The organism is Propioniciclava sp. (genome assembly GCF_036744435.1).
Classification (GTDB): Bacteria; Actinomycetota; Actinomycetes; order Propionibacteriales; family Propionibacteriaceae; genus Propioniciclava.
The window spans coordinates 1-11,274 of the sequence record NZ_DAIOIA010000102.1; the positions used below are offsets into that span (position 1 = coordinate 1).

General features: G+C 68.7%; 14 protein-coding genes. 9 read left to right on the forward strand and 5 right to left on the reverse strand.

The features are described 5' to 3' along the window. From V7E09_RS11930 to rplQ, 9 genes are all read left to right on the forward strand, one after another. A partial coding sequence (locus tag V7E09_RS11930) for a formate--tetrahydrofolate ligase (RefSeq protein ID WP_324523442.1) occupies nt 1–1,122 on the forward strand: 1,122 nt, incomplete at its 5' end. Between the two features lie 39 nt (nt 1,123–1,161). Beyond that, nucleotides 1,162–1,533, forward strand: a complete 372-nt coding sequence (locus tag V7E09_RS11935; RefSeq protein ID WP_324523443.1) for a DUF1707 SHOCT-like domain-containing protein — start codon at nt 1,162–1,164, stop codon at nt 1,531–1,533. Nucleotides 1,534–1,637: 104 nt separating this feature from the next. Then, complete coding sequence (gene infA / locus V7E09_RS11940; RefSeq protein WP_129459183.1) at nt 1,638–1,859, forward strand: translation initiation factor IF-1; 222 nt, start codon at nt 1,638–1,640, stop codon at nt 1,857–1,859. 65 nt (nt 1,860–1,924) lie between these two features. Beyond that, on the forward strand, nt 1,925–2,038 hold the full coding sequence (gene rpmJ / locus V7E09_RS11945) for a 50S ribosomal protein L36 (RefSeq protein ID WP_013862061.1): 114 nt from the start codon (nt 1,925–1,927) through the stop codon (nt 2,036–2,038). Nucleotides 2,039–2,253: 215 nt separating this feature from the next. Continuing rightward, the gene (rpsM, locus tag V7E09_RS11950; RefSeq protein ID WP_129459119.1) at nt 2,254–2,628 is read left to right on the forward strand and encodes a 30S ribosomal protein S13; all 375 of its coding nucleotides are present in this window, start codon (nt 2,254–2,256) and stop codon (nt 2,626–2,628) included. A 43-nt stretch (nt 2,629–2,671) separates the two neighbouring features. Further along, nucleotides 2,672–3,091 carry a 30S ribosomal protein S11 gene (gene rpsK, locus V7E09_RS11955; RefSeq protein ID WP_324511316.1) on the forward strand — a complete coding sequence of 140 codons (420 nt, stop codon included), beginning with the start codon at nt 2,672–2,674 and terminating at the stop codon, nt 3,089–3,091. Nucleotides 3,092–3,123: 32 nt separating this feature from the next. Beyond that, the gene (gene rpsD / locus V7E09_RS11960) at nt 3,124–3,729 is read left to right on the forward strand and encodes a 30S ribosomal protein S4 (RefSeq protein WP_324511317.1); all 606 of its coding nucleotides are present in this window, start codon (nt 3,124–3,126) and stop codon (nt 3,727–3,729) included. Nucleotides 3,730–3,898: 169 nt separating this feature from the next. Beyond that, nucleotides 3,899–4,912, forward strand: coding sequence for a DNA-directed RNA polymerase subunit alpha (locus tag V7E09_RS11965; RefSeq protein ID WP_324511318.1), 1,014 nt, complete (start codon nt 3,899–3,901; stop codon nt 4,910–4,912). 22 nt (nt 4,913–4,934) lie between these two features. Beyond that, a complete protein-coding gene (gene rplQ / locus V7E09_RS11970; protein WP_442956886.1) occupies nt 4,935–5,639 on the forward strand; it encodes a 50S ribosomal protein L17, sunset domain variant in 705 nt (234 codons plus the stop codon). A 171-nt stretch (nt 5,640–5,810) separates the two neighbouring features. Here rplQ and V7E09_RS11975 read toward each other — a convergent pair whose 3' ends face one another. The 5 genes from V7E09_RS11975 to V7E09_RS11995 form a co-directional block, all read right to left on the reverse strand. Further along, a complete protein-coding gene (locus V7E09_RS11975; protein WP_324511319.1) occupies nt 5,811–6,713 on the reverse strand; it encodes a resuscitation-promoting factor in 903 nt (300 codons plus the stop codon). 181 nt (nt 6,714–6,894) lie between these two features. Continuing rightward, on the reverse strand, nt 6,895–7,515 hold the full coding sequence (locus tag V7E09_RS11980; protein WP_324511320.1) for a superoxide dismutase: 621 nt from the start codon (nt 7,513–7,515) through the stop codon (nt 6,895–6,897). A gap of 91 nt (nt 7,516–7,606) precedes the next feature. After that, entirely contained in the window at nt 7,607–8,326 is a 720-nt protein-coding gene (locus tag V7E09_RS11985) for an ECF transporter S component (RefSeq protein WP_324511353.1), read from the reverse strand. Nucleotides 8,327–8,421: 95 nt separating this feature from the next. Continuing rightward, nucleotides 8,422–10,011: an ABC transporter ATP-binding protein gene (locus V7E09_RS11990; protein WP_324511321.1), complete on the reverse strand. Its 1,590-nt coding sequence runs from the start codon at nt 10,009–10,011 to the stop codon at nt 8,422–8,424. Beyond that, nucleotides 10,008–11,102 (reverse strand): energy-coupling factor transporter transmembrane component T, encoded by a 1,095-nt coding sequence (locus tag V7E09_RS11995; RefSeq protein ID WP_324523444.1) that lies wholly within the window; start codon nt 11,100–11,102, stop codon nt 10,008–10,010. Before V7E09_RS11995 ends, V7E09_RS11990 begins: the two co-directional genes overlap by 4 nt. Nucleotides 11,103–11,274 lie beyond the last annotated feature (172 nt).

The following is an 11,274-nucleotide window of genomic DNA, read 5'->3' on the forward strand; positions in this document are numbered from 1 at the left end:
CAGAGCCGGTTCGACATCACCGCCGCGTCAGAGGTCATGACCATCCTTTCGCTGTCTGCTTCGATCGGTGACCTGCGGGCACGGCTCGGGCGGATCGTGGTCGGATTCGACCGCGACGGCCAGCCGGTCACCGCCGAGGACCTGCACGCTGCGGGAGCCATGGCGGTACTGCTCAAGGACGCCCTGCGTCCCAACCTTCTCCAAACTCTGGAAGGGCAACCGGCCCTGATCCATTGCGGACCCTTCGGCAATATCGCCACCGGGAACAGTTCCATCCTCGCCGATCGACTGGGCCTGCAGCGCAGCGACATCGTCATCACGGAGGCCGGGTTTGGTGCCGACCTCGGGTTCGAACGATTCGTCAACGTGAAGTGCCGCACGTCAGGGTTGACGCCGGACGCGGCGGTTGTCGTGGTGACGGTGCGAGCGCTCAAGGTGCATTCGGGACGCTTCACGGTCTCCGCCGGCAAGCCCCTGTCTCCTGAGATGCTGGAGGAGAGTCCCGGCGACGTCGCTGCGGGCCTGGCGAACCTGGCGCATCACCTCGACATCGTCGCGGCCGCTGGCGTGCCTGCGGTGGTGGCCATCAACGCGTTCCCCGACGATCACCCCAGCGAGCATGCCGTCATCGAGCGCTTCGCGCACCAGCGAGGCGTCCGTGTCGCCATCACCCGACACGTGGCCGAAGGGGGAGTGGGAGCCCAAGATCTGGTGCGTGAAGTCCTGGCAGCGACCCAGGAGGGCAGCCACCTTCGGTACACCTACGATCTCGAGGACGCCCTCGAGGTGAAGCTCCGCAAGCTCGCCACCCTCGTCTATGGCGCCGCGGATGTCGAACTGACGCCCGCGGCGGCAGCTGACCTGAAGCGGTTCACCGCCCTCGGCTACGGGGGCCTGCCGGTGCTGGTGGCCAAGACACACCTCTCGACCACCGCGACGCCCTCGGATCGGGGCGCGCCGACGGGCTGGACGCTCCCTATCCGGGAGGTGCGCCTCGCGGCCGGTGCCGGCTACGTCTACGCCCTTGCGGGGCAGATGCAGACCATGCCCGGCTTGGGGGCGCACCCGGCGGCCGAGCGCATGGACCTGACGCCCCAGGGACGCATCGTCGGACTGTTCTGACTCGGCGGGGGCGGTCGGTCGCCCGGTACTGTGGGGGACATGTCGGAGCTCTCGCGGTCCTCGAAGTACCGGGCCACCCCTGACCTCCCTCTCCCCGACGCGGAGCGGGAGAGGCTCGTGGAGCGCCTCAACACCGCCTACGAGTCGGGCAAGGTGGGCGCAGACGCCTACCAAGGCCTTCTCGACACGGTGTTCTCGGCGACCACGCTGGGGCAGGTGGCCCCGGTGGTGGAGGCGCTGCCGGGCGAGGTGACCTACGACGTCCCGGCCGTGATTCACAGCGGCACTCAACGACCCGGTGAACTGGCGGCGGCGAGGCCCGCCTCCCCGATCCTGGGGGTGGCGATCGCCGGCGGCGTGGTGCTGGCGATCCTCGTGCTGCTCGGCGTCCTCGGGGTGATTCTCTTCTAGATGCGACCGGGCGCCAACGATTTGGGCGCCAGGGAGTGCCGGGGTAGTATAGGCAGTCGGTCACCTGTGTCCACAGGCGACGCATGTCTGCAACCAAGGAGATCATGGCTAAGAAGGAAGGCGCCCTCGAAATGGAGGGTACCGTCGTCGAGGCTTTGCCCAACGCGATGTTCCGAGTGGAACTCACGAATGGGCACAAGGTGTTGGCGACCATCAGTGGCAAGATGCGGCAGCACTACATCCGCATCCTCCCGTCTGACCGAGTGGTCGTCGAGTTGTCGCCCTACGATCTCACCCGCGGCCGCATCGTCTTCCGGCACCGGTAATCCCACACGTTCACCACCCGTCGCGGACGACTCCGTCCGCGGCACCAAGCAGTGAAGGAGCTCGCATGAAGGTTCAGCCGAGCGTCAAGAGGATCTGCGACAAGTGCAAGGTCATCCGCCGGCACGGTCGCGTGATGGTCATCTGCGAGAACCCGCGCCACAAGCAGCGTCAGGGCTGAGGCCCGCTGCGGTGGCGGGAGACCCCTGATCCTGGGGGACTCCCACACAACAGAAACAACGTGACGGTAGATCCGTCGAGGGGTGGGCGAGAGCCCGGTGCCCTCTCGGCGGTCCACCCCCGGACGAAGGCCGGGGCCCGTGCTCAGGCGCACGGGACGCCGCACGCAACACACCTTCGCGGTCCACGGACCGACACGAGAAAGGGAAACGCCTGATGGCACGACTCATCGGAGTCGATCTTCCGCGCGAGAAGCGTCTGGAGATCGGCCTCACCTACATCTTTGGTATCGGTCGCACCCGCGCCAAGGAGATCCTGGCCGCCACCGGCATCAGCGGAGACGTCCGCGTGAAGGACCTGACCGACGAGCAGCTCGTCGCGATGCGTGACTTCATCGAGGGCAACTACGAGACCGAAGGCGATCTTCGCCGTAGCGTCGCCGCCGATATCCGACGCAAGATCGAGATCGGCAGCTACCAGGGCCGTCGTCACCGCATGGGCCTCCCCGTCCATGGTCAGCGGACGCGGACCAATGCCCGCACGCGTAAGGGCAAGAAGCGGGCCGTCGCCGGCAAGAAGAAGGCCCGCTGAGGCGGGGCTCTAGGCTCATCGAAACCAGGAGAATCTGACACATATGGCTACTGCAGGCCGTACCAAGGCGCAGGCCGCCGCGGCGAAGAGCAAGGTTCGCCGCAAGGAGAAGAAGAACATCGTCTCCGGGCAGGCTCACATCAAGAGCACGTTCAACAACACGATCATCACGATCACCGATCCCACCGGATCCGTGATCTCCTGGGCGTCCGCCGGCACCGTCGGCTTCAAGGGCTCCCGCAAGTCGACTCCGTTCGCTGCCCAGATGGCCGCCGAGGCCGCTGGCCGTCGCGCCATGGACCATGGCATGAAGCGCGTGGACGTCTTCGTCAAGGGCCCCGGCTCCGGCCGTGAGACCGCCATCCGTTCGCTCGGTGCGCTGGGTCTGGAGATCGGTCCGATCTCCGATGTGACCCCCGTTCCGCACAACGGTTGCCGCCCCCCGAAGCGCCGCCGCGTCTGAGCCCGAGTCGAGAAAAGAAGGACTGATCAACCATGGCCCGTTACACCGGCCCCATCACCAAGAAGTCCCGTCGGCTCGGTACCGACCTGGTGGGCAACGACAAGGCGTTCGAGCGTCGCGCGTACCCCCCGGGCGTCCACGGCCGCGGCCGCATCAAGGAGTCGGAATACCTGCTCCAGATGCGCGAGAAGCAGAAGGCGCGCTACACCTACGGCGTGCTGGAGAAGCAGTTCCGCCGGTACTACGAGGAGGCCGTGCGCAAGCCCGGCAAGACGGGTGAAATCCTGCTCCAGATCCTCGAGTCCCGACTGGACAACGTCGTCTACCGCGCAGGTTTCGCCTCGACACGTCGCCAGGCCCGTCAGATGGTCGTCCACGGCCACTTCCTGGTCAACGGCAAGAAGGTCAACATCCCGAGCTTCCGCGTGACCCCGTACGACATCATCGATGTCGCACCGAAGTCGCTCAACGTCGATCCGTTCATCATCGCCCGCGAGACGCACCACGAGCGCGTCGTCCCGGCGTGGCTGACGGCGCGCCCGAACCGCATGCGGATCCTGGTGCACCAGCTGCCGACCCGCGACCAGATCGTGGTCGACGTCGCCGAGCAGCTGATCGTCGAGCTCTACTCCAAGTGACGCCACGCGGCGCCCGAACCGCTTGTCGCTGGTTCGGGCGCCGCCGGCACTCTCCCGCGGCACGCCCTCCGACGACGGGGGCGGACCGCCTGCACGTCTGCAGGAGCGGCACCGTGTCGCTCCTGCACTGGACACCGTCAAATAGTGGGCGGTGGAAAGGAATGCACACATGCTCATCGCACAGCGCCCGACGCTGACCGAAGAGGTCGTCGACGACTACCGTTCGCGGTTCGTCATCGAGCCCCTGGAACCCGGTTTCGGATACACCCTGGGCAACTCCCTGCGGCGCACCCTGCTGTCGTCGATCCCCGGCGCAGCCGTGACGTCGGTCAAGGTCGAGGGGAACCAGCACGAGTTCTCCACGCTGCCCGGCGTCGTCGAGGACGTCACCGAGGTCATCCTCAACGTCAAGCAGCTCGTCTTGTCGTCGGAGGAGGACGAGCCCGTCGTCATGTACCTGCGTAAGGCAGGCGCCGGCGCCGTCACCGCGGCCGACATTGCCCCGCCTGCTGGCGTGGAGATCCACAACCCGGAGCTGCACATCGCGACGCTGAACGCGTCCGGCAAGATCGACATGGAACTGGTCGTCGAGCGTGGCCGCGGCTACGTCTCGGCCAACCAGAACAAGAGCCCCGACTCCGAGATCGGCCGGATCCCGGTCGACTCGATCTACAGCCCCGTGCTGAAGGTCACCTACAAGGTCGAGGCAACCCGTGTCGAGCAGCGCACTGACTTCGACCGTCTCATCGTGGACGTCGAGACCAAGCCCGCCATCTCGCCCCGTGACGCCGTCGCGTCCGCCGGCAAGACGCTGGTCGAGCTGTTCGGGTTGGCGCGCGAGCTGAACGCCGACGCGGAGGGCATCGAGATCGGTCCCTCCACGATCGACGAGCAGTACGCCGCCGACATGGCCCTGCCGGTCGAGGAACTCAAGCTGACCATGCGCAGCTACAACTGCCTCAAGCGCGAGGGCATCCACACGGTGTCGGAGCTCGTGTCGCGTTCGGAGCAGGACCTGCTCGACATCCGCAACTTCGGCAGCAAGTCGATCGACGAGGTCAAGCAGCGTCTCGCCGAGATGGGGCTGGCTCTGAAGGACAGCGCGCCGGGGTTCGACCCGCTGGCGGCGTTGAGCAGCTACCCCGAAGGCGATGACTTCGCCGACGATCCCGATCAGTTCTGATATCGCCTAGGAGATACACACCATGCCCAAGCCCACCAAGGGTCCCCGTCTCGGCGGAAGCCCGGCCCACGAGCGGATCATCCTGGCGAACCTCGCCAGCCAGCTGTTCGAGCACGGCCGGATCACCACGACCGAGGCCAAGGCGAAGCGGGTTCGCCCGCTGGCCGAGAAGCTGATCACCAAGGCCAAGCGCGGCGATCTGCACAACCGTCGGATCGTGCTGAAGACGATCACGGACAAGGGCGTCGTGCACGTCCTGTTCACCGAGATCGCTCCGAAGGTCGCCGATCGCGACGGCGGCTACACGCGGATCACGAAGATCGGCAACCGCCAGGGCGACAACGCCCCCATGGCTGTCATCGAGATCGTGACCGAGTCCGTGGAGGAGAGCCGTCAGGCCAAGGCCAAGGGTGCCGCCAAGGCCACCCCGAAGGCTGCCGCCAAGAAGCAGGCCCCCAAGGCCGAGAAGGCGTCCGTCGCCGACACGGTTCCCGCCGAGGACACTGCCGTGGCCGCCGCGGTGGAGGCCCCCGACTTCGGCGAGGGCTCCTTCGTGGGCGACGAGCCGCCGGCTGGCTTCGACATCAAGGGCAACGCGGACTCGATGCTGTTCCACACGCCCGAGTCCCGCTGGTACGACAACACGAAGGCTGAGGTCTGGTTCAACAGCGCCGACGCCGCCAAGGCCGCCGGTTTCACCGACGCCATGGAGGGCAAGGAGGCCTGAGCCTCCCGCTCTCTCCGGCATGGACGCCCGGTCACCGTCGTGGTGGCCGGGCGTTTGTGCGCCCAGGTGCTGGGTCTTCCGGTGCGTCGTGCTGGGGATGGGGATCTGCGTCGACGACGATGCCCCGCCCGGATCACTCCGGACGGGGCATCGTGACGAGGGAAGCGTTGCCTACGCGCAACTCCACGGTGAAGTATCGCGCTTGGCGTACAGGCGGTTCGCGACCGTGATCTGCTCCTCGCGGGTGGCCTGATGCGGGTAGGCGGCGAAGTCGGTGCCGCCCACGGAACGCCAGGTCGCCAAGTTGAATTGCAGCCCGCCGTAGTAGCCGTTGCCGGTGTTGATGTTCCAGCGATTCCCGGACTCGCACTTGGCGATGCGATCCCACATCGCCGCGCGGGACAGGTCCAGGCCGGATGAGGACGACTGCTGGGAGGTGTCGGTCGTATCCGCGGCGGGCGCGGTCGTCGCCGGGGCGGAGGCCTTGGGCGTCGCCGTCCGGTCGGCAGAGCGGGAGCTGACGTCGGCACGCTTGGTACCGACCAGAACGACCTGGTTGACGGTCTCCTTCGTGACGGTCTGCGACACGATCTCCGTCCCGTCGACCTGACCGTTCAGGGTCGTGGTCCGCACCACGTCCTCCCGGACACCCGCCACCCCCTTGGTCTTGATTTTCGTCTTGCCCTTCTCCAGGGTCGGGTCGTTGACCTGGGAGGTGGTGAAGTCCAGGGCTACCTGGGTGGTCTCCTCGGTCACCGACACGCGGGTGACCGTCACCGAGTCGCCGACCGTCAGCTGGCTGCCCAGAGCGGGGGAGACCCGGTCGTGCTCGCCCAGGCTCACCTCGGCGGCCGACAACGAAGCCGCGACGGTGCCCTCCGCGCTGGCCACGCGCTTGGCCGCGCCGTCGACCCACACGAGCACCTCGACGCTGGCGGGAGTCTCGAACGCGGCCACCGGGACGGCGGTGGTCTCCGGAGCGGGCTGGCTCCCGACCGCGACGGCCGTGGCGCCGCTCGCGACGAGGACCGCCGCGCTGGCGGCGACGGCGATGAGCTTGGGGGAGAAGGGCACGTGGTCTCCTGGGTGGAACGGATGAAGCACCCCTAGTCTCGCCTGATCCTGAGAGATTCTCAACTACTCTTCACCTGTGTTGTCGTTCCCGGGCGCGCAGAGGGGGCGGCGCCCGCCTCGGACACCGCCCCCCTGAGAGGTGACGAGCGCCCTCAACGGGGCCCGTCAACTGTTCCGGAGCTCAGTACAGACCGCCCTCGCTGGCCTTGCGCGCCTGAGCGAGCCGCTGGGCCACGTCGGCCCAGTTGACCACGTTCCACCAGCTCGTGACGTAGTCCGCCTTCACGTTCTTGTACTGCAGGTAGTAGGCGTGCTCCCACATGTCGAGCTGCAGCACCGGGAGCTGCCCCACAGGCAGGTTGCCCTGCTGATCGAACAACTGGTTGATGTTGAGGCGCTGGCCCAGGGTGTCCCACACCAGAACCGACCAGCCGGAGCCCTGGAGGCCCTTCGCGGTCTCGTTGAAGTGCTTCTGGAACCCGTCGAAGGACCCGAAGAACTCGTCGATCGCCGCGGCGACCTCGCCCTCGGGACGGCCGCCGCCGTCGGGGGACATGTTCTTCCAGAACACGGAGTGGTTGATGTGACCGCCGACGTTGAAGGCGAGGTCCTTCTCGAGCTTGTTCACGTTGCCCAGGTCGCCGGACTCGCGGGCGGCTGCCAGCTTCTCCAGCGCGAGATTGGCACCGTCAACGTAGGCCTGGTGGTGCTTGGTGTAGTGCAGCTTCATGATCTCGCCGGAGATGTGCGGCTCGAGAGCTCCGAAGTCGTAACCAAGGTCAGGAAGGGTGTAGGTCGTCATCGATGGAACTTCCTCTCATCTGCAGAATCGGGGCGCGTGGCCCCCTCACGAACCACCCTATTACCGACGTCGCGCTAGACAACCCCCCGCCTCAGGCGACAAAGACCCCCCGGCGAGCGGCGCGCCGCAGAACATGCAGCAGCCCGGGGCCGAGCAGACACAGCAACGCCGCAGTGGTCAGCGCGCGGCCGAGGTTCCATCCCATCGACGTGACGAGGTTGTACAGCACGAACACGTGCAGGTTGCGCCAGGGCCCCGCTGCGGGATCGAAGGAGAACTGTGTGGACGTCCCCAGACCGAACGGCCAGAACGCGAAGTCCATCAGCCAGCCGTACGCGAAGCCCGCCACGAATCCCCAGCAGGCGAGCACGGCGATCTCCAGCCAGCCGCGCGCCCGCGGCAGCAGCCCAGCACCCAGCCCCACAAAGCCGGCCGCGATCATCTGGTAGGGCAACCAGGGGCCGACACCTGCGGTCACGAGCGAGGAGGCCAGAAGCGTCAGGGCTCCCTGGGCGAACCCGAACGAGGGGCCGAACACCCGCCCGCCCAGGATGAGCAGGAAGAAGATCGGTTCCATGCCTGCCGTGCCCGTGCCGAGGGGACGCAGGATGGCCCCCACAGCAGCGAGGACGCCGAGCATCGCCAGTGCCTTGACGTCCATCCCGTCGCCGGTCAGGTCGGCGACGACCACCGCGAGGATGAGCGGCAGCACCAGCGCGAACACGAGCGGCGCCTGCAGCGGGCTGACTGCGGCGCCCGGGGTCCACACGAGGGGCCAGGCGAAGGCAGCCAGCCCCGCCACAGCTGTCATCCCGAGCAAGAGCGCACGACGACGGTGACCCACGCGCGGCCGCACGGGGAGGGCCGGATCAGGAAGGGCGACGGCGCGGACGCGCGCGTCGAGGCTCACCGGGCGCCCCTGACCTCGGCCGGGATGAGCACCGGGACGGGGGCGAACACCTTCGCGGTCTGGGGTGCGAAGGCCGGGCTGCTGGTCAGCACCTCACGGGTGGGGCCGTCGGCGATGACATCCCCGTCGGCCATGACGATCGTGCGGCGGCTGACCGTCGCGGCGAACTCGACGTCGTGGGTGCTGATCACGATCACATGCCCCTCGGCCGCCAGCCGGGCCACGACGACGGCGAGCTGGTCCTTCATCGCGTAGTCGAGCCCACGGGTGGGTTCGTCCAGGAGGATCACGCCCGGCTCCGCCGTCAACTGCACCGCCAGCACGAGGCTGAGTCGCTGCCCTTCTGACAGATCGCGTGGGTCGGCGCCGGGGTCGAGATCGGCGCCGAGCCGAGTCAACAGCGCCAAGGCCGTCCCCGGCGCGCTCTCGGTCTCGCGATCGGCCTGTGCCAGCTCAGCGGCCACCGAGGGGAGGTACAGCAGGTCTGTGGCCGTCTGCGGTACGAGGCTCACCAGGCGTCGCGCGCGAGGCGCGGGCAGGGCCCGCGGGTCGACGCCGTCGACGGTGAGGGCCCCGCTGCTGGGGATGCCGCCCTGCAGTGCCCACAACAGCGACGACTTGCCAGCCCCGTTGCGTCCCATCACCGCGGTGATCTCGCCGGGGCGCAGATCAAGGTCCAGGTGGTGCACCGCGGTGAGGGAGCCATAGGTGACCACCAGGTCGCGGACGGTGACGCGGGCCGTCTCGGTGCTCAACGGCATCACCGCGGGCGGGGTGACCGAGATGCGCTCCCGCTGGGCGCGACGACGGGCATCGCGCACCGAACCGGGGACGGCATCCCAGCGCAGCGCCCGGGCCAACTGCGCGAGCGGGGGACGCACGTCGCAGGTCAGCAAGACGTGGGAGGGCGGGCCGACGACGGCCCCGTGCGAGTCTCGTGGCAACCACACCAGGGTGTCCGCCTGGTGCAGGACGCGCTCCAGCCGGTGCTCGGCCAGCACGACCGTCAGGCCCACCTCGTGCACCAAGGAGGTCAAGGCGCTGAGCACGTCCTGCGCGGCCGTGGGATCGAGCGCGGACGTGGGCTCGTCCAGCACGAGCACGCGCGGCTGAGCCGCCAGCACGGCGGCGATCGCGACGCGCTGCTGCTGCCCGCCCGACAGGTCAGCCAGGGGTCGGCGCCGCAGTGGCGCAATGCCCATCAGGTCGAGGGTCTCCTCGACGCGCTTGCGCATGGCGGCGGGCCGCAGCCCCAATTGCTCCATGCCGTAGGCGATCTCGTCCTCGACCGTATCGGTGACGAACCCGGCGCGCGGGTCCTGGCCCACCCATCCGACCACATCGGCCAGGTCGCGGGGACGATTCCCGGCCGTCGACCGGCCCGCCACCCGGACCTGGCCGCTCAGGGTGCCACCGCTGAAGTGGGGCACCAGGCCGTTGATGGCGCCGAGCAGGGTGGATTTGCCGGTTCCGGTGCGGCCGACCACGACGGCGAGGTCGCCCTCCTCCACGGTGAAGCTGACGTGTGCGAGCGTGGGTTCGGAAGCGCCGGGGTAGGTGACGGTGACGTCGTCGAACTCGATCATGCGGTCACCTCGTGGAGGCGAACCGACAGCGGCGAGGCCGGCTGCGGGGCGCGCGTGAGCGCCAGCGGCATGACGGCGAGCCCCACCACGACGAGCATCGCTGGGTGCAGGGTGGGCCACACCAGCGGAGACGTCGAAGGATGGAAAGCGGCGTGCAGGGCCGGCCACCAGCCCGTGTCGACGAGCGCGACCACGGCGGCCGCAGCCATGCCCGATGCGGCGAGCGCGGTGTCGCGGACCGTCCAGACGTCGGGCCGATACCGGGTGACCGACAGGCGCCGCCCACCAGCGCGTAGCCCGGCCACCGTCCCCGCTACCCCGAGCGCCAGGAGCGTGACCCCCCAGGCGGGCGAGGCGGACCCCAGCAGGAGGAAGGCCCCGAGGGTGGCGGCGAGCATCGAGGCGAGCAAACCGAGGGTGAGTAGCCGGGAGGGTGGGCGCTGATCCCGCGTCCGGCCGAAGCCGCGGGCCTCCATGCCTGCGGCCAGGCTCAGGGAGCGGTCGATGGCGTCGGCCAGAACCGGGATGATGACGGCCTTGACGGCCTGCCAACCTCGGCGGGCGCCGCCCCGCAGCCGACGCGCACGCCGGACGCGTTGCACCGACTCGATGAGCTGGGGGGCCACCGACAAAGCGATCACCACGGCCACGGACGCCTCGTACAGGGCTGCGGGGACGTTGCGGAGCGCCCGCTTGGGGTTGGCCAGCGCGTTGGCGGCCCCGAGGCACAGCAGCATCGCGGCCAGTCGGCTGGCGTCGTACAGGGTGAACACGAGGCCTTCGGCGCTCACCGGCCCTCCCAGCCGGATTCCGGCCGCCCAGGCGGGGAGCTGGACCTGCGGAAGGGTGACGAGCACGGTGGCACCCCCGGTCGCCCCCATCAGCACGAAGAAGAACAGCCTGACGGAGACGATAAAGGCGCCCAGGACGGCGTAGATGCCGAGCGAGCGTGCCCAGGGGGCATCACCGCGTCGCAGCAGGACCACGGCGCACACGGCCGCGACGAGCAACACGATCAGCAAAGGGCTGGTCGTCATCGACAAGGCCGCCGCCAGACTGAGCGCCCATACCCACCAGGCCCAGGGATGCACCGGGGTCATGATCGCCTGCGACGCACCAGGACGACCGCGACGGCGCCGCCCCCGAGGAGAACAAGGCCACCGGTGACCGCGGCGCCGACCCACGAGGCGTCGGGGCCGGTCGTCGAGACGGCAGGGGTGGGGGTGGCGACGGGGTGGGGTGACGTAGCCGCGGTGCCGGTCG

Excerpts from the sequence above, each read along its gene's own strand:
- V7E09_RS11990 (WP_324511321.1), bottom strand. The coding sequence starts at position 10,011 with ATGATCGAGTTCGACGACGTCACCGTCACCTACCCCGGCGCTTCCGAA.
- infA (WP_129459183.1), top strand. The coding sequence starts at position 1,638 with ATGGCTAAGAAGGAAGGCGCCCTCGAAATGGAGGGTACCGTCGTCGAG.
- rpsD (WP_324511317.1), top strand. The coding sequence starts at position 3,124 with ATGGCCCGTTACACCGGCCCCATCACCAAGAAGTCCCGTCGGCTCGGT.
- V7E09_RS11985 (WP_324511353.1), bottom strand. The coding sequence starts at position 8,326 with ATGACAGCTGTGGCGGGGCTGGCTGCCTTCGCCTGGCCCCTCGTGTGG.
- V7E09_RS11980 (WP_324511320.1), bottom strand. The coding sequence starts at position 7,515 with ATGACGACCTACACCCTTCCTGACCTTGGTTACGACTTCGGAGCTCTC.
- V7E09_RS11935 (WP_324523443.1), top strand. The coding sequence starts at position 1,162 with ATGTCGGAGCTCTCGCGGTCCTCGAAGTACCGGGCCACCCCTGACCTC.
- rpsM (WP_129459119.1), top strand. The coding sequence starts at position 2,254 with ATGGCACGACTCATCGGAGTCGATCTTCCGCGCGAGAAGCGTCTGGAG.
- rpsK (WP_324511316.1), top strand. The coding sequence starts at position 2,672 with ATGGCTACTGCAGGCCGTACCAAGGCGCAGGCCGCCGCGGCGAAGAGC.
- rpmJ (WP_013862061.1), top strand. The coding sequence starts at position 1,925 with ATGAAGGTTCAGCCGAGCGTCAAGAGGATCTGCGACAAGTGCAAGGTC.
- rplQ (WP_442956886.1), top strand. The coding sequence starts at position 4,935 with ATGCCCAAGCCCACCAAGGGTCCCCGTCTCGGCGGAAGCCCGGCCCAC.
- V7E09_RS11965 (WP_324511318.1), top strand. The coding sequence starts at position 3,899 with ATGCTCATCGCACAGCGCCCGACGCTGACCGAAGAGGTCGTCGACGAC.